Here is a 17225-nt window from a genome sequence, read left to right on the forward strand (position 1 = left end):
CGTTTCATTCCTATAAAATTAACATTGCATCGCCGAAACTAAAAAATCTATATTCCAATTTGACTGCCTGTTGATAGGCGTTCAGTATGTAATCTCTTGAACTAAATGCAGAAACTAACATAACTAATGTGGATTTCGGCAAGTGAAAGTTGGTAATTAATCCATCTATCGCTTTAAATTTAAAGCCAGGATAGATAAAAATATCAGTCCATCCACTGTCTGCTACAAAATTGTTACGTGATTGCATGATTGTTTCCAATGTTCTAGTAGAAGTCGTACCTACTGAAATAATACGATGCCCATTTGATTTTGTATGGTTTAGTAAATCTGCCGTATCTTGATCCATCTGATAATATTCACTATGCATTTCGTGATCATCTATATTTTCAACACTCACAGGTCTAAATGTACCTAATCCAACATGCAAAGTAATGAATGCGATATTAACACCTTTAGCTTGCAATTGCTCAAGTAGTTTATCGGTGAAGTGAAGTCCAGCTGTAGGAGCCGCCGCCGATCCGGATGCTTTTGCATAAACGGTTTGATAACGATCTGGGTCATCCAAACGCTCTTTAATGTAAGGAGGTAAGGGCATTTCGCCTAATTCATCCAAGCGCTCTTGTAATATACCTTCATAGTTTAAACGCATGATTCTTCCGCCTTGATCTAATGTTTCGATACATTCAGCTACTATTTTGCCTTCACCAAAAGACAATTTGTCTCCTACTTTAATTCTTTTTGCTGGTTTCAATAAGACTTCCCAGTCATTATCTTCGAGTTGCGTTAGCATCAGCATTTCCACTTTTGCACCTGTTTCTTCTTTCAAACCAAATAAGCGTGCAGGCATGACTTTTGTGTCATTAAGTACTAATGTATCTCCTGCTTCTAAATAATCAATGATATTTTTAAAGTGTTTATGCACAATATTTCCAGTTTTTCTACCAAGCACAAGCAATCTACTCTCATCTCTAGTTTTTAGAGGCGTTTGAGCGATTAATGATTCTGGCAAATGATAATCAAATGCTTCAATATCCAAAACTATTCCTTCTTTCCATTCTTACTAAAATGTTCATAAGCATAAGCTGTCGCTCTACGCCCTCTTGGTGTACGTTCAATAAAACCTTTTTGTATTAAAAATGGTTCATAAACATCTTCTATTGTGACACGTTCTTCTCCAATAGAAACAGCAATTGTATCTAAACCTACTGGGCCACCTTTATATTGTTCTAGGATGCAGTTCATCATCTTATGATCAATATAATCTAATCCTTCATCATCAACTTGTAACAATGCTAGTGATTGTTTTGTCGTATCAATACTAATCAATTCATCTTCTTTAACTTGTTGAAAATCTCTTACACGTTTTAACAGTCTGTTCGCAACTCTCGGTGTACCTCTACTTCTTTTCGCAAGTTCAATTGCACTTTCATCATCAATAGTCGTACCTAATACTTCTGCGGTGCGTATTATAATTTCTTTTAATTCATCTTCTCTATAATATTCTAATCTCAGATGAACACCAAATCGATCACGTAAAGGCGCAGTTAAGCTTCCTGCTCTGGTTGTAGCACCTATCAATGTAAAAGGCGGCAAGTCTATACGTATACTTCGCGCTTCTTCTCCCTTACCTATAACAATATCAAGAAAGAAATCTTCCATTGCTGGATATAAAACTTCTTCCACAACACTACTTAACCTGTGTATTTCATCGATAAACAACACGTCTCCAGGTTGTAAACTAGACAGAATGGCTGCTAAGTCACCCGGTCTTTCAATAGATGGGCCAGATATGGTTCTAATATTAACTTCCATTTCATTCGCGATGATATTGGATAAAGTTGTCTTGCCTAATCCAGGGGGGCCAAATAATAGCACATGATCTAACGGTTCTTTCCTAATTTTAGCTGCTTTGATAAAAACTTCTAAATTTGATTTAATCGTTGACTGTCCTATATATTGGCGTAATCTTTCTGGTCTTAAAGATAACTCAAATGATGATTCATCTTCATGCATAGATTGATCTACCATTCTATCATCCATTTGTAATTCCCCCTTCTTAAAATTTCAACAAACTTAAGCTATGAGCAATTGTAAACCACGCTTCACTGCATCGTCTATTGAGTCAAAAGATTCTTTATTTAAAGTTTTTTCAACTTTATTTAACTCTCTCTTAGAATAACCTAGCGCTTCTAAAGCTAGTAACGCTTCTTTAACAATAGCAGAATTTTGCTGATTATCATGTTCTACATTAAATAAGTGACTGCTATCTTCCTCAGTTATTTGTACTTTACCTTTAAGATCTAAAACAATTTGACGCGCTGTTTTTTTACCTATACCTGGGAATTTTGTTAAATAAGCATCATTTTCATTCTCAATTGCAACTTTCACTTCATTTGGTGAGCTACTAGCTAAAATTGCTAATGCTGATTTAGGACCGATGCCTGTCACTTTAATTAAACTTAAGAACATGTCTTTTTCCTCTTGATTAATAAAGCCATAAAGCAGCTGTGCATCTTCTCTTACAATCAATGAAGTATGGATTAAAATCTCTTGATCTTTATATTTTTGAAATCGATATGAGTTTGGCGTTTGAATCTCATAACCTACACCTGAAGCTTCTAACACTACATGAGTAGGATTTAAAACAGTTAAAGTTCCTTTAATATATGCGTACACAGTCACACTTCCTTATATAGTCATACTAATGAGTTCAACATTAGAAATATGTTCAATCTTTTTCAATGAATTTATAACTTCATCTATTTCTAAATCTGTGTCTTTACCATCTAATGATAGTGTAATGGTAGCTCTACCGTCCATCGGTATACTTTGATGAATCGTCAGCACTGACAAATCTAATTTAGAAAGTGTATTTAAAACTTTGGCTAACATACCTATGATGTCATTTACATACAATATCAATGTAAACTCTCTTGTTTCCTCTAATTTTTCGTCAACTGGAAATATCGTGTCTCGATATTTATAAAACGCACTGCGGGATAAATCGAATTGCTTCACTGCTTCGAATATGGACAATGATGGGTCATTTTTCAAAACTTCTTTGATTTGTAAAGTTTTAACCACTGATTCAGGTAAAACATCTTCACGAATTAAATAAAACTTTTTATTTTCATTTTTGTCCATATCAAGCACTCCTATTCAACAAATTCAAATTCTCCACCAAGTATTCTTACAATATCTCCATTTTCACAACCACGTTCACGTAGTGCATCGTCAATACCCATTGAACGCATTTGACGCGCAAAACGTCTAACGGCTGGATCACTATTAAAGTCAGTCATTTTGAACATTCTTTCTATGGCTTTACCACTCACTACGTAAGCAGCATCATCGTCTCTTGTAATCGTAAATGCATCCTGGCTAGGCGTGTGTTTATAGACAACTCTATTAACACCCAAATCTTCTTCTTCCTTATTAAAATCTACATCTTTAACTTCTTCTAGTGTATCAGCAATAGCATATAATAATTCATCAATATTGTCGTGCATTACTGTAGACAACGGAATAATACGTACACTGGTATCATTTAATTGTTCTTTAAAAATAGTTAGATTATCTTCTGCATCGGGGATATCCATTTTATTAGCAACAACTATTTGTGGTCGATCTTCTAATCTATGTTCATAAGCTTTTAATTCTTCATTAATAATTTGATAATCTTCGTAAGGATCTCGACCTTCTGAACCACTCATATCAATCATATGCACAATTACTTTGGTTCTCTCAACGTGTCTTAAAAACTGATGACCTAATCCGATACCTTCAGAAGCGCCTTGTATAAGACCAGGTAAATCCGCCATCACAAAACTTCGATGATCTTTGGTAGAGACAACACCTAAGTTAGGTTTAATAGTCGTAAAATGATAAGCTCCAATCTTTGGTTTTGCTTTAGAAACTGTTGATAGTAATGTAGATTTCCCAACACTTGGGAAACCGACTAAACCAACATCTGCAAGTAGTTTTAATTCCAAAGTAACCTCAATTTCTTCACCTGGTTCACCATTTTCACTAAAATCTGGTGCAGGGTTTCGTGGAGAAGCAAAGCGTGAATTCCCACGACCACCACGACCGCCTCTAGCAACTGTAGCACGCTGTCCATTCTCTACTAAATCTGCTAATACTTCTTCAGTTTCAACACTTTTAATGATTGTACCTGGTGGCACTTTTAATACTAAATGCTCAGCGTTTTTCCCGTGCATATTACTACTTTGGCCACCTTCACCTCTTTTAGCTTTGAAATGTGTTTGATATCTGAAATCTAATAACGTTCTTAGACCTTCATCTACTTCGAACACAATTGAAGCTCCGTTACCACCATCACCACCAGCTGGTCCACCAAATGGTACGTATTTTTCTCTTCTGTATGCAGTTATGCCATTACCACCATCACCAGCTTTAAGTGATATTTTAACTTGATCAACAAACATGATTTCACCTCTTTTTTACTAAATTTAATTTACATATCTTGTATATTATAGCATTTTCTAGATAACTAGAAAATAAAGACAAAAATAAACACCAGAAGTCATCACTTCTGGTGTTAACATTAACAAAAATTACTCAGCAGCTGCGTATACAGATACTTGTTTTTTGTCTCGACCTTTACGTTCGAATTTTACAACGCCGTCGATTTTAGCGAATAATGTATCGTCGCCACCACGACCAACATTTTCACCAGGATAAATTTTAGTACCACGTTGACGGAACAAAATAGAACCGCCAGTAACGAATTGACCATCCGCACGCTTAGCACCTAAACGTTTTGATTCAGAGTCACGTCCGTTTTTTGTAGAACTTACCCCTTTTTTAGATGCGAAGAACTGTAAGTTTAATTTTAACATTTGGTTGCACCTCACTTATAATTTAATCTAATATTTTCTTTGTATTCTTCTTCAATTGTCTGCAAAGAGACTAACATTGCCTGAAGAATTAATTGCGCTTTTTCGTTATGTGTATCGACACTTCTAACATGGAAGTATCCACCGTCATCACTATAGTCAATGTCGGGTTTCTCGGTTGTTAATCCCATTATAGCATTAACACTACCGAAAATAACTGCAGATGCTCCTGCACATACAATGTCATAACCATACTCACCATGTTCGGCATGACCATCCATGACAACGTCTGTTACTTGGCCCGAATCATTTAATGTAACATCTACTTTAATCATAATTATGCGTTGATTTTGTCGATTGTTAATTTAGTGTATGGTTGACGATGACCTTTTTTACGTTTAGAGTCTTTACGACGTCTATAAGTGAATACAGTAATTTTTTTACCGCGACCTTGTTTGTTTACAGTAGCAGTAACTGTTGCACCTTCAACTGTTGGCGCACCAACTTTAACTGAATCTCCACCTACAAATAATACTTTATCAAAAGTGAAAGAATCACCTTCATTTACGTCTAATCTTTCAACGAAAATTTCTTGTCCTTCTTCAACTTTTACTTGTTTTCCACCTGTTTCAATAATAGCAAACATACTTTGCACCTCCTATAATTTAAGTCACGCCAAAATCAGGTGACATCACTGTACTTGAACCTGAATTTGAGCGGTTGTATGTAGCTAGAAACTACTCAACTACTGCATTTTAGCATTACAATCTTTTACTGTCAATCTTCAATTGGATTTTTTTGAGAAATTTTGTTATTAGCGGATACAAAATAATTAATAAAATAAAGTTAAGTATAAACGTCGGTAACATTCTAAAAATCACAAATTCAAATAAATTAAATTGAACTAATCCTAAAGCACTATATATAATTGCTACATAAATTTCTAACACGAGTGTACTCAACAATACGATTGTAAATAGCATCGAATGATCTCGATAAAATACTTTGAAGAAAAAATCCATGATGACAACTAATAAAATATAACCAAATAAATATAGTCCGTAAAAACTTCCATAATATAAATCGGTAATTAATCCTAAGACAATTGAGAAAACCATTGCTACACCAAAACCTCTATAGACACTCATGATTAAGATGTACATTATCGTTAAATGAGGCACGAAGATGATTTCATTTCCAGAAATTTGCATAGGTATCACTAGTGCAATTGCAGTATCAATATAAAAAAGAATGATACCAATAAGAAAGTAGTAAAACGTACGCATTAATTATCACCACTTTCAGTATCAGGCACCGTATTAGGGTCTCTTTTAGCAACATAAACATGGCTTAAATCAGCTAAATCAGTACCAGTTTTCACTCTAACTTCTTTAGATAAGCCATACTCATCATTTTCAACTTTTGCTACTTCACCTATGTATAACCCTGTTGGAAGCTGATCAGCTAATCCACTTGTAACTACTTTATCTCCTTTTTTAATACTGTCTTTATTGTTTATATCAGATATTACTAGCTCTTCAGTTTTAGCATCATAATGGTCTATGAGACCAAACACATTTTTGTCATCATGTTGAATATTGACAGATAAGCGATTCGCCCTTGTATTTGTTGATATTAAATCTACTTGTGAAGAGAATTGATTCACTTTAGAGATACGTCCAACTAATCCATCAGAAGTCATTACTGCCATATTATTTTTGATGCCATCTTTTGCACCCTGATTAATCACTAATGTATTCATCCACTGATCAGGATTTCTTGAAAGAACTGTGCTTGAAATTGGATCAAATTTAGATATATCTTCAATATCTAATTCTTTTTTATACTTTTTATTTTCTGATTTTAACCTTTGATTTTCTGCTTCTAACTGTTTTATTTCACTTGATTGCTTTTTGGAGTCGCCATTAGAAAAAATACTATTGATAGATCCAGTAACAAAGTGGACTGGATAACTCACAGCTTTTTGGCCAAAAGCAACCGTATCTCCCACATATTGTTCAACATGTGATTGTGATTGTGAGCGTAATGACACACCAATCAAGGCTATAAACACAATGATTGCACATAATATAACAATCAATTTGTTGTTTCTAAAAAACTTTGACAACCTAAACACCTCTATTAACCAACTATTTTATCTTCTTCTTATCATTTTATATTACTACTAAAACGAAATAAAGCACGAACATAAAGAATATAGAACAAAATTTATTTACGGATTTAAATATGAAGATAAGTTTATTATATTTTATATTCAAACATTGTGATAACTTGTATTATAGCAGTAATTATATAGAATAGTGTATTATTTAGTATTGATTTTAACACATCAATTAATTTTTATAATAGGCAACTAAAAATAACGTCAAGGTAACCCATTATTCATTTCAATAAATATCCAACCGCATAAAAAAAGAACGAGTCAAAATCAATCATATCCAAATCGACTTTAAAACTCGTCCTGCTTATTTATCCTATTTATTTTTTAAAATCTAAGAAATGCTTAGAAGCAGTGTAAACTGCTCTTACATACACATTCGATTAACTTTTAGTACTTGATAAAATAAATCTAATTTTTTTCTTCATCTGATGATGTTTTAGAGTCGTTAGACTTACTAGATTCTTTTTCATCTTCTTTATAAAGCGTTTCTTCTTTACGCCAACGTGCAAATAAATTTTGTGCTTTTGCTTGTTCGTCTGCTTTTTTTTCATTAGATTTTTCACTCATTATAAACACCAACCTTTTCTTATTACTTATATAAGGCTAACTTATTTATTAAAAGAATTCAAATCCATTACTCATAATTTGATGCTGGCTTTAATTCTATATGTTCACCTAATTGATTAAGGTCTTGATTCATCTCTATTTCAGTTTTATAAACTCTCATAGATTCAGAACCAAATTTATATATAATAAATTCATCGCCACGTTGCCCAGCCAAATAAGAGTCGTTATATCCCATTCTTTCAATACCAGTTACTGACATAAACTCTCGTTTATCAATCCAATTAAACATATTCTTCGTTTGACTAAGTGGAACGTTATTTAAAATATCATTATCTTCCACTGAATATCTTTGTCCACCTGTTAGATGCCCTTTATTTGCGCTATTATTTAAGGATGATTCATCATTGTGCATTGGATTCCAATCTTGGTCTTTTAAAAAAGGCGCGTATTTGAGTGCGAAAAATACAATTACTATAATGGCAATAATAGCTATAATATTCTTTATAATGCTAAATATGAAACGCATGAACCATCCTCCTATTTTACTCATCAAAATTATAGTATGTTTAATAAAGTTTATCATCAGACTATAGGTGTATTTATATTTTAACTATAGACCGATGTATGTTTCATGCATTAATATTAAACTATATTAAAAGGAGTGAATAGACAATGAGTATTTTATCTATAATCCTGCTTGCACTCTTAGTTATCTTATTATTTAGAATAGGTTTATCTATTTTAAGATTTTTAATCTATGTTGGCATAATTGTATTATGTATTTACCTAGGATACCAAGGCATTCTTTGGTTAATGGAAAATTATAATCAATTTTTCGGTTTTATAAATTAAAATTTTAGCGCTTATAGACATTGATGTCCAATAAGCGCCTTTTTTTTAATTCATATGACTGTTTTCGCAATTACACGCTTACATTAATAACAAGCACACAATAATAACGCCCAAATTAATCTAACGACGACCGTACTAAAAATGAATAATCCTAATCTTTCAAAAATTAAGACGCGTTGATGAAACTATACCGCCAACCGTCAAAATCAAAATAGTACTATATAAATGCATTATAATCATTTTAATCATTTGCATTTAATAAATCACAGGTAATAATAGCGCAACTAAAAGTATATTGCCTACTGCTTAACCAGCTAATTTGATGTCTCGGATATAAAATAACTATTTAGTATATAATGACAGAGCCATTCAATATCATCAGCAATATTAACTCCATTTAAACTAACACAGTTTAATCAAAATATCCTTCTTCTACCATACTTAAATATTCATGGTCTCCTATAATGACATGGTCTAATAAATCAATACCTAAAAGTTGTCCACATTCTCTAAGTCTTTCGGTGGTTTTAATATCTTCATTTGAAGGTGTTGTATCACCAGATGGATGGTTATGTAAAACGATAATCGCATTACTGGCACATTTAATCGCTTCACTAAATATTTCTCTTGGATGTACGATTGAAGCATTTAACGTACCTATAAATATTGTTTTCTTTTTTATAACGATATTTTTGGAATTTAAGAAAAGTACAATAAATTTTTCTTGTTTTAAGTGTTCCATCTGACCCATCATAAAGTCCGCCACATCTTTAGGGCTAGTGATTTGAATTTTATCATCGACGCTTCCAGAATGTATGCGCTCTCCTAATTCAAATGCTGCTTTCAATATAAGTGCTTTATACAGTCCCACACCTTTTACTTTGTTTAAATCGTTAATGGATAATGCTTTTAACTCTTTTAAATTATCTACTGATTTTAGTAATTCATTAGCTATGTCTAAACTTGAACTACCTTTTCTACCTGTATTAATTAGAATAGCTAATAATTCAGCATGTGATAAATACCTAGCACCCTGACTCAACATACGTTCTCTTGGTTTTTGATGATCTGCAAGTTCATTTATTTTCAATAAATAACAACTCCTATGAAATAATCTAGATGTATTACAATATTGGTAAACTTAATCATTTGTAATGTCATTGGAATAAGATTCTTTAGAAGATTTCAAAAGTGAGATGTATTTATTCTACTACGAATAATATCTCATGTAGACTTTTTTCTCATTAATCTAATAATTGTTAATTTCTAGCTAAAAATTTTTAATTCAATATGAAACAGTTGCATCATTAAAATTTATGATTATCAAAATAATTACTATCATGCTGATATTTTCTAAAACTATCTATTAAAATGAAAATGCCTAATCCAAGTATGATTAAAGGAAGTATGATGATGAAATATATTGTGAGTTTCCCAAATATATTAGTTAAAAATGCTAAAGCAAATATTATTAAAAATACAAAATTTAATAAACTTAATAGTGTCGTTCTATTCATAACTGAATCCATCCTTAAATTAATGTCTGTTCAAAGATATCTCATAATAGTGCGTTAAAATTCGACAAATAAAATCATACATTTTATATATAATTAAAAAGCATAGTAAATTTCAACATGTAAATCTTACATATTAAAATAACTATGCTTTTAATCAAACTACTCTTCTTTTTTAACTTCTTCTACTGTTTTTTCAACTTCTTCACGTGTCATTTTTTCACGTCCATTTTTCATTGCTTTTAATGTTTTATGTGCGAACGCTAATGGTAAACGACAGAACAACAATATCGTTCTTTTATTTATAGCCTTCATGTATTCATCGGCTTTTGCTAAATTTTCTTCAGCATATGCAAATAAATCTGCGCGAGTCCAACCATCTGGAACAAAGCTTACGTCACGTTCTTCAAGATCTTCTTCCTCGTTACGAAGGATGTTGACAGCCTGGAGTCCTCTACCGTAGCCTATCGCTAAATCTCTATCTGTTTTAACGTTTGCACAAACATCCCAGAGTTTAGATAGCATTACACCTACAAGCCCAGCCACATAATATGTATAATCATCTAAATCATCGCGAGATTTAATTCTCCAATTAGCTTTTGCCCATTTTGCCATACCATACGCCATTTCACTAGAAGATTCTCTAACGATTGACCGTGTGTGTTCAGGGCAAGCATCCAACCAATCTTCCAATCTTACTGTAACCTCTGGTAATTTATCTTTGACTGGATTTATGATTTCTAAATATTTTTCTGAATCAAAAGGTGTTTTAAGTAAATCGCTAATTTTCATTAACAAATGATACTTTAAATCATTACTAATTTCTTCATGATCTTCAATTTCATCAATTGCACGCATAACTAAATATGCACAAGCTACAGAATGTTTTAGTTCTTTTTCTAAAAAAGTAATTGGAATATAAAACGTACGGCTTGTCTCTTTTAAAACGCGCATTGCATCTTTTGGGAATTTCTTTTCTGCCATTTTATGAGTTCCCTCCCTTTTCTTGATATTATCATATTTTTAAATATTAAAATAGCATATGCTATACTGTTAGCAGATTTATACTTATGTTATTTAAATATATTAAAAAGCGAGAATAAAATCGACTAAAATTAATCAATTCTATTGCCCGCTTTTAGGAGTTAGCAAACACAGATTTTTAAAATACTAAGCTTCTAAAGATTTTAGTACTTAAATGTAACTTTAAATTCTATTATACAAACTCTTCGTATTCATAAGGATTTTGTCCTTCAACACGACCATTTTCACCTTTGTCTAATGCATCAATTTTAGCAATATCTTGATCTGATAGTTCAAAGTCTAGATATTTAAAGTTATCACGTTGATGGTTATATTGTGATGCTTTAACTACAGGAAAAACATGTTTTTGGTTTACCCAATTAATAATGACTTGTGCTGTAGAACGATGATATTTTTCAGCAATTTCTTTAATTGTATCATTCATTAGCACATCATTAATCTCACGACCCAATGGACTCCACGCTTCTGATAAAATACCACGCTTATCATTTTCTTCAATTAATTCACTATTATTAAAGTATGGGTGAATTTCTATTTGGTTAGTTACCGGAGTAACTCCTGTTGCCTCAATGATGTCATCTAAATGATCAGGCATAAAATTAGATACACCTATTGATTTTATTAATCCATATTTTTGAGCATCAACTAATGCTTGCCAAGCTTCTACATATTTACCTTGTTTAGGATTAGGCCAATGAACTAGATATTTATCAAAATAATCTAAACCTGTTCTATAAAGAGATTCTTGTATCAAGTTAATTGCCTTATCATATTCATGAGCCGAACCTGGTAATTTGGCACTAACATAAATTTCTTCTCTAGGAATACTAGAACGACGAATAGCTTCACCTACCATCCCTTCATTATTGTAGTTAGTAGAAGTATCAATGACGCTATAACCTAGATTTAATGCATTTTCTAATTCTTTAACACCTTTACCACCTTGAATATTAACTGTACCTAATGCTATATGAGGTAATGTGGTACCATCATTTAATAGAAACTTTTTATTTAAACTCAATTTATAACTTCCTTTCAATATTAGGTGAGTTTTGTTACAAATCAACCTTAAATTGATTTTAAATCATTATTTTTATATTTTACCCTCTTTTAAGCATTTTTAATCGCTATAGTTGCCTGAATTAATCATAAATATCTAAATCCTACTTCGAAAATTCTTAAATGTAATAAAACTGTCTCTATACAAAAAGCAAGATATATAAATGGGATAAGTGGTATTTTAATTTTTCGTTTTTTTGTTTGAAGCACTAATATCGTTGAAATTACACTGCCTAGTAAGAAAGTAAGAAAAAGTATGTTAATAAAGATGGAATAAGGTATTAAGTAAGATAAAAGTGAACAAATTAATATATCGCCATATCCAATAGCATGTTTGAACAAGAAATAAAATATGTGTAGAAAGAATGTAACAATGACAAAATAATTAAGATGACCCTCAAAAATTATTGCACTAACAAAAGCAAATATTAAAAATATATGTAATGGGATAGAAAGTGTTTGTATATCAAAGAGAGCAAAAACAAGCAGAAATAAATATAAACATATGAAAGTACTTAACGCTTGTACACTTGGATGAAATAGTGTATAAAGTGCTGGTACTACTGACAATATTTCACCTAAGATATAACATCTACTAAGCGTTTGTTTACAGAACGACGCCTTTCCAAAAAGTCTAATATAACTGAATATTGGTATGATATCTCTGTACCTCAATTGCTTATTACAGAAATCACATTTAGATCTACTTACCAAATACTTTAATTTAAAAGTTTCTACAAAACATAACTGGTAAAGAAAACTAAATAATACAGGACATACAACAAACAATAACAGCAATGAATCGCCTCCTCTTGCTTATTATACCTGCAAGAGCCTAGCTTTTTAACAAAAACATCATTTTTTAAAGAATAGTAAATATTTGTAGAAAAAGCTAGTTAACTATTTAACAAAAACAATAAATACCTTTGGTTAAGTTGTAAAATAGTAACTAGCTTTATGATATTCAAATAAAAATATTTAGAAATTCACTTTCGCTTTAACTTCACTAATGAAATACAAACTACCTGTAATGACTAATCCTTGTCCTTCATAGTTTTCAATAAATTGAACAAAATCATCTACAGTTTCTTTTTGCTCGAATCGTATTTCATCATAAATTTCTTCTTTTGTACATGCTTTTGGAAAATCAAAATCGGTAATATACATTGTAGAAGCAATTGTTTTTAATTGATCAACCATTGCGTGGATAGGTTTGCCATTAATAGCTGCATACAAAACGTCCACATTGTCTATTTTATAATAATCTTTTAATGTCTTTATGAGTGCTTCTATACTTTCTAAATTATGCGCACCATCTATAATCATCAATGGATCATCTTTAACCTTTTCAATTCTTCCTGTCCAATGCACCGCTTCAATCCCATTGATCATCTTGTTAAAATCTAATTCCACTAATCCTGATTCATTTAATTCGATTAATGCTGTAATTGCCAATGCTGCATTCTCTTTTTGATGTTCACCAAACATATCCAAAATAAGCGTTTCTAGTTCATAATTCTTATAGCGATATGTAAATTCCTCACCTTGTGAAATCACACTGATATCTCTATCTAACTCGATACCTTCTGCATTTTGTTGTTCTACAAAATCACGAATGACTTTAAGTGCATCTTCATTCTTCACAGCATATATAACAGGTGTTTCAGGTTTAACAATTGCACCTTTATCTTTGGCAATATCTACATATGTGTCGCCTAAAATATCAACATGATCTAAACCAATACTCGTTAAAATGCTAAGTATTGGTTTAAATACATTGGTAGAATCATTTTTTATACCCAAGCCTGCTTCTACTATTACAAAGTCAACCGGATGAATTTCTCCAAAATATAGAAACATCATCGTTGTAATAATTTCAAATTCTGTTGCTGTTCCAAGTTCTGTTTCTGCTTCTAATGCTTCACTTACTGGTTTTACCTTTTGAACTAATTCTACAATGGCATCATCGCTAATTGGTACACCATTTAAACTTATACGTTCATTAAACGTTTCTATAAAAGGAGATGTAAAGGTCCCAATTTCATATCCATTGTCAACAAGCGCTGACCTTAAATAGGCAACTGTTGATCCTTTACCATTTGTACCACCGACATGAATACCATTGATATTAAATTGTGGATTGTTTAATTTATCTAGCATCCACTCCATGCGTTTAACACCTGGTTTAATGCCAAATTTAGTTCGTTCATGTATCCAATATAAGCTGTCTAGGTAATTCATGTTAAGGACTCCTATGCTTTTAATTGATTAATGCGTTCTTGTACACCATCATATTTTTCTTGATATGTTTGCTTTTTCTCACGTTCTTCATTAATAATTTTTTCAGGTGCTTTATTAACAAAGTTTTCATTTGCTAGTTTCTTATTAACACGGTCTAACTCTTTTTCCCATTTTTTGAGTTCATTTTCTAAGCGCGTAATTTCTTTATCCATGTCAATCAAGCCTTCTAATGGTAATACGACTTCACCAGCAGAAGTAATAGATGTCATTGCTTTTTCAGGGATATCTATTGTAGTTTTAATAATCAACTCACTTGGATGACAAAATCTATCAATATAATTTGAATTATTTAATAAAGTCTCTTTTATATTTTCATTTTTTGCTTGAATAAAAATTGGAATTGCTTTAGATAATGGCGTATCTACTTCTAAGCGTGATTGTCTTACGGATTTAATTATTTCAACAAGTTGTTGCATCGTTTCTTTACTTTCATCAAATACTAACTCATTATTGGATTTTGGCCAAGCTGCATTGACAATCGTTTCACCTTCGTGTGGTAAATTTTGCCAGATTTGTTCTGTTACAAATGGCATAAATGGGTGCAACATTCTCATCGTATTATCTAATACATATGTTAATACAGAACGTGTAACTTGTTTTTGATCTTCATCTTCTCCGTTCATAGGTATTTTACTCATTTCTATATACCAATCGCAGAATTCATCCCAAATAAAGTTATATAAAGCTCTGCCAACTTCTCCAAATTCATAACGTTCACTTAAATCAGTGACTGTATCTATTGTTTCATTTAAGCGTGTTAAAATCCATTTATCTGCTAATGATAAATTACGAGTTAAGTCAACATCTTCAACTTTGAAATTGTCACCAATATTCATCAGACTAAATCTAGCAGCATTCCAAATTTTATTAATAAAATTCCAAATTGATTCAACTTTTTCCGTAGAATAACGTAAATCATGACCAGGAGATGACCCAGTTGCTAAGAAATATCTTAAACTATCTGCGCCGTACTCATCGATTACGTCCATAGGATCAACACCATTGCCTAAAGATTTACTCATTTTACGGCCATCTTCAGCACGTACTAATCCATGTAATAACACATCATTAAATGGTCGTTGTCCTGTAAACTCAAGTCCTTGGAATATCATTCTGGCAACCCAAAAGAAAATAATATCATAACCGGTTACAAGTACATTAGTTGGATAATAACGTTGAAAATCTTCGTTTTCAGTATCAGGCCAACCTAATGTTGAAAATGGCCAAAGCGCACTTGAGAACCAAGTGTCTAATACATCCTCATCTTGCGTCCATTCTTCTGAATTTTGTGGAGGTGTTTCACCGACGTAAATTTCTCCTGTTTCATTATGATACCATGCAGGTATTTGATGCCCCCACCATAATTGTCGTGAAATCGTCCAATCTCTAATTTCTTCCATCCAACGATTAAATGTTTTTTCAAATCTTTGAGGTACAAAATCAATTCTATTATCCGTTTTTTGGTTATTTAACGCTTGTTCTGCTAATGGTTTCATTTTAACAAACCATTGTGTGGATAGATAAGGTTCAACGACCGCACCAGAACGTTCAGAATGTCCAACAGAGTGTTCATGTTCTTCAATTTTAATCACTAAATCCTGTTCTTGTAAATCTTTTACTAATGCTTCACGACATTCAAATCTATCCATACCTTGATATTTACCAGCATGTGCATTCATATGACCAGACTCATCCATAACAGTAATGCGCTCTAGATCATGACGGTTACCAATTTCAAAGTCATTTGGATCATGTGATGGCGTAACTTTCATCGCACCACTACCAAAATCGATATCCACATATTCATCTGCTAGAATTGGTAATTCTCTTCCAATTATAGGCAAGATTACAGTTTTACCTATCACATCTTTATAACGGTCATCATTCGGATTCACCACGATTGCAGTGTCACCTAACATTGTCTCAGGGCGCGTAGTTGCTATTTCTATATACCCATTGCCATCTGCGTAAGGATATTTGAAATGATAGAACTTGCCTTGAACATCTTCATGAATGACTTCTATATCAGATAAAGCAGTACGTGCAACTGGGTCCCAGTTGATAATGTATTCACCTCGATAGATGAGTCCTTTATTATACATATCGACGAATACTTTTTTTACCGCTTTACTAAGTCCTTCATCTAACGTAAAGCGTTCTCTACTATAATCTAAACCTAAACCTAATTTTGCCCATTGTTGTCTGATAAAATCAGCATACTCTTCTTTCCAGTCCCAGGCTTTTTCGAGGAATTTTTCTCTACCTAAGTCATGGCGAGATAAACCTTCTTCTTTGAGTTTCGCTTCTACTTTAGCTTGTGTCGCGATGCCAGCATGATCCATACCTGGTAAATATAGTGTGTCATACCCTTGCATACGTTTCATTCTTGTTATAATGTCTTGTAATGTTGTATCCCAGGCATGACCTAAATGTAATTTACCTGTTACGTTTGGGGGTGGGATAACAATTGTATATGTTTCTTTTGAATGATCTTCTGCTGCTTTAAAATAGCCATTACTGACCCATTGATCATAACGCCCAGCTTCAACTTCGTTTGGATTATATTTGGGGTTCATTTCCATGTTTAAAATCCTCCTTAAATAAATAAAAACCCATCCTATAAAATAGGACGGGTTTACCGTGGTACCACCTAAATTCAAGAAATTAACATAATAATTTCAAGCACTTAAAATTATGATTAACGCTCAAACACGCTTTAACCTACTTTATTATCTTTGTTTTGACAAATTTCAGCTAAAGTTCAATGAGGGCTACCTTCAATAAGTTAAACTGTACATTTTCAGCGACCATGTACTCTCTGTTAAATTTCAGCTTATTTACTCTTCC

20 protein-coding genes and 2 other annotated features (1 of these 22 cut by a window edge) are annotated in these 17225 nt (G+C 32.2%); of the genes, 1 reads left to right on the plus strand and 19 read right to left on the minus strand.

Annotated elements, in window-relative coordinates:
* Window positions 1–10: 10 nt before the first annotated feature.
* The 12 genes from queA to AB1J10_RS03285 form a co-directional block, all read right to left on the minus strand.
* A complete protein-coding gene (queA, locus tag AB1J10_RS03230) occupies window positions 11–1036 on the minus strand; it encodes a tRNA preQ1(34) S-adenosylmethionine ribosyltransferase-isomerase QueA (RefSeq protein WP_070039355.1) in 1026 nt (341 codons plus the stop codon).
* Between the two features lie 2 nt (window positions 1037–1038).
* Window positions 1039–2040: a Holliday junction branch migration DNA helicase RuvB gene (gene ruvB / locus AB1J10_RS03235; protein WP_046207919.1), complete on the minus strand. Its 1002-nt coding sequence runs from the start codon at window positions 2038–2040 to the stop codon at window positions 1039–1041.
* Between the two features lie 33 nt (window positions 2041–2073).
* Entirely contained in the window at window positions 2074–2676 is a 603-nt protein-coding gene (gene ruvA, locus AB1J10_RS03240; protein WP_070039353.1) for a Holliday junction branch migration protein RuvA, read from the minus strand.
* A gap of 12 nt (window positions 2677–2688) precedes the next feature.
* On the minus strand, window positions 2689–3144 hold the full coding sequence (locus AB1J10_RS03245) for an ACT domain-containing protein (RefSeq protein ID WP_046207921.1): 456 nt from the start codon (window positions 3142–3144) through the stop codon (window positions 2689–2691).
* Between the two features lie 11 nt (window positions 3145–3155).
* Entirely contained in the window at window positions 3156–4448 is a 1293-nt protein-coding gene (gene obgE, locus AB1J10_RS03250; protein WP_064208870.1) for a GTPase ObgE, read from the minus strand.
* Window positions 4449–4577: 129 nt separating this feature from the next.
* Window positions 4578–4862: a 50S ribosomal protein L27 gene (gene rpmA, locus AB1J10_RS03255; protein WP_019468507.1), complete on the minus strand. Its 285-nt coding sequence runs from the start codon at window positions 4860–4862 to the stop codon at window positions 4578–4580.
* Between the two features lie 11 nt (window positions 4863–4873).
* Entirely contained in the window at window positions 4874–5194 is a 321-nt protein-coding gene (locus AB1J10_RS03260) for a ribosomal-processing cysteine protease Prp (protein WP_064208869.1), read from the minus strand.
* A gap of 2 nt (window positions 5195–5196) precedes the next feature.
* Window positions 5197–5505 (minus strand): 50S ribosomal protein L21, encoded by a 309-nt coding sequence (gene rplU / locus AB1J10_RS03265; protein ID WP_046207924.1) that lies wholly within the window; start codon window positions 5503–5505, stop codon window positions 5197–5199.
* Window positions 5506–5517: 12 nt separating this feature from the next.
* Window positions 5518–5591 (minus strand) — a sequence feature (ribosomal protein L21 leader region).
* 29 nt (window positions 5592–5620) lie between these two features.
* Window positions 5621–6145, minus strand: a complete 525-nt coding sequence (gene mreD / locus AB1J10_RS03270) for a rod shape-determining protein MreD (RefSeq protein WP_046207925.1) — start codon at window positions 6143–6145, stop codon at window positions 5621–5623.
* Window positions 6145–6987 carry a rod shape-determining protein MreC gene (gene mreC, locus AB1J10_RS03275; protein WP_046207926.1) on the minus strand — a complete coding sequence of 281 codons (843 nt, stop codon included), beginning with the start codon at window positions 6985–6987 and terminating at the stop codon, window positions 6145–6147. The genes mreD and mreC overlap by 1 nt, the downstream gene beginning before the upstream one ends.
* A 462-nt stretch (window positions 6988–7449) precedes the next feature.
* A complete protein-coding gene (locus tag AB1J10_RS03280; RefSeq protein WP_164987239.1) occupies window positions 7450–7608 on the minus strand; it encodes a hypothetical protein in 159 nt (52 codons plus the stop codon).
* A gap of 67 nt (window positions 7609–7675) precedes the next feature.
* Window positions 7676–8134, minus strand: coding sequence for a DUF4930 family protein (locus AB1J10_RS03285; protein WP_046207927.1), 459 nt, complete (start codon window positions 8132–8134; stop codon window positions 7676–7678).
* Window positions 8135–8280: 146 nt separating this feature from the next.
* Between AB1J10_RS03285 and AB1J10_RS03290 the strand changes: the two genes are divergently transcribed.
* Complete coding sequence (locus tag AB1J10_RS03290; protein ID WP_107365354.1) at window positions 8281–8460, plus strand: hypothetical protein; 180 nt, start codon at window positions 8281–8283, stop codon at window positions 8458–8460.
* A gap of 412 nt (window positions 8461–8872) precedes the next feature.
* Here AB1J10_RS03290 and radC read toward each other — a convergent pair whose 3' ends face one another.
* The 7 genes from radC to AB1J10_RS03325 form a co-directional block, all read right to left on the minus strand.
* Window positions 8873–9550 carry a RadC family protein gene (gene radC, locus AB1J10_RS03295; RefSeq protein WP_107365353.1) on the minus strand — a complete coding sequence of 226 codons (678 nt, stop codon included), beginning with the start codon at window positions 9548–9550 and terminating at the stop codon, window positions 8873–8875.
* Window positions 9551–9767: 217 nt separating this feature from the next.
* Window positions 9768–9977, minus strand: a complete 210-nt coding sequence (locus AB1J10_RS03300; protein ID WP_133170628.1) for a hypothetical protein — start codon at window positions 9975–9977, stop codon at window positions 9768–9770.
* A gap of 159 nt (window positions 9978–10136) precedes the next feature.
* Complete coding sequence (locus tag AB1J10_RS03305; RefSeq protein WP_369003001.1) at window positions 10137–10958, minus strand: squalene/phytoene synthase family protein; 822 nt, start codon at window positions 10956–10958, stop codon at window positions 10137–10139.
* A gap of 232 nt (window positions 10959–11190) precedes the next feature.
* A complete protein-coding gene (locus AB1J10_RS03310) occupies window positions 11191–12039 on the minus strand; it encodes an aldo/keto reductase (protein ID WP_107365351.1) in 849 nt (282 codons plus the stop codon).
* A gap of 125 nt (window positions 12040–12164) precedes the next feature.
* Window positions 12165–12875 carry a prepilin peptidase gene (locus tag AB1J10_RS03315; protein WP_369003002.1) on the minus strand — a complete coding sequence of 237 codons (711 nt, stop codon included), beginning with the start codon at window positions 12873–12875 and terminating at the stop codon, window positions 12165–12167.
* 180 nt (window positions 12876–13055) lie between these two features.
* Window positions 13056–14318 (minus strand): bifunctional folylpolyglutamate synthase/dihydrofolate synthase, encoded by a 1263-nt coding sequence (locus tag AB1J10_RS03320; RefSeq protein WP_064208865.1) that lies wholly within the window; start codon window positions 14316–14318, stop codon window positions 13056–13058.
* 11 nt (window positions 14319–14329) lie between these two features.
* Window positions 14330–16960 carry a valine--tRNA ligase gene (locus AB1J10_RS03325; RefSeq protein WP_064208864.1) on the minus strand — a complete coding sequence of 877 codons (2631 nt, stop codon included), beginning with the start codon at window positions 16958–16960 and terminating at the stop codon, window positions 14330–14332.
* Window positions 16961–17000: 40 nt separating this feature from the next.
* Window positions 17001–17225, minus strand: a binding site (T-box leader) (it continues 16 nt past the right edge of the window).

This window comes from Staphylococcus cohnii species complex 1663, assembly GCF_041008415.1.
Classification (GTDB): Bacteria; Bacillota; Bacilli; order Staphylococcales; family Staphylococcaceae; genus Staphylococcus; species Staphylococcus ureilyticus.

Bases quoted from the DNA above. Each gene is read 5' to 3' on its own strand.
- ruvB (WP_046207919.1), bottom strand. From the start codon at position 2,040: ATGGATGATAGAATGGTAGATCAATCTATGCATGAAGATGAATCATCA.
- AB1J10_RS03245 (WP_046207921.1), bottom strand. From the start codon at position 3,144: ATGGACAAAAATGAAAATAAAAAGTTTTATTTAATTCGTGAAGATGTT.
- obgE (WP_064208870.1), bottom strand. From the start codon at position 4,448: ATGTTTGTTGATCAAGTTAAAATATCACTTAAAGCTGGTGATGGTGGT.
- rpmA (WP_019468507.1), bottom strand. From the start codon at position 4,862: ATGTTAAAATTAAACTTACAGTTCTTCGCATCTAAAAAAGGGGTAAGT.
- AB1J10_RS03260 (WP_064208869.1), bottom strand. From the start codon at position 5,194: ATGATTAAAGTAGATGTTACATTAAATGATTCGGGCCAAGTAACAGAC.
- rplU (WP_046207924.1), bottom strand. From the start codon at position 5,505: ATGTTTGCTATTATTGAAACAGGTGGAAAACAAGTAAAAGTTGAAGAA.
- mreD (WP_046207925.1), bottom strand. From the start codon at position 6,145: ATGCGTACGTTTTACTACTTTCTTATTGGTATCATTCTTTTTTATATT.
- AB1J10_RS03280 (WP_164987239.1), bottom strand. From the start codon at position 7,608: ATGAGTGAAAAATCTAATGAAAAAAAAGCAGACGAACAAGCAAAAGCA.
- AB1J10_RS03285 (WP_046207927.1), bottom strand. From the start codon at position 8,134: ATGCGTTTCATATTTAGCATTATAAAGAATATTATAGCTATTATTGCC.
- AB1J10_RS03290 (WP_107365354.1), top strand. From the start codon at position 8,281: ATGAGTATTTTATCTATAATCCTGCTTGCACTCTTAGTTATCTTATTA.
- AB1J10_RS03300 (WP_133170628.1), bottom strand. From the start codon at position 9,977: ATGAATAGAACGACACTATTAAGTTTATTAAATTTTGTATTTTTAATA.
- AB1J10_RS03305 (WP_369003001.1), bottom strand. From the start codon at position 10,958: ATGGCAGAAAAGAAATTCCCAAAAGATGCAATGCGCGTTTTAAAAGAG.
- AB1J10_RS03320 (WP_064208865.1), bottom strand. From the start codon at position 14,318: ATGAATTACCTAGACAGCTTATATTGGATACATGAACGAACTAAATTT.
- AB1J10_RS03325 (WP_064208864.1), bottom strand. From the start codon at position 16,960: ATGGAAATGAACCCCAAATATAATCCAAACGAAGTTGAAGCTGGGCGT.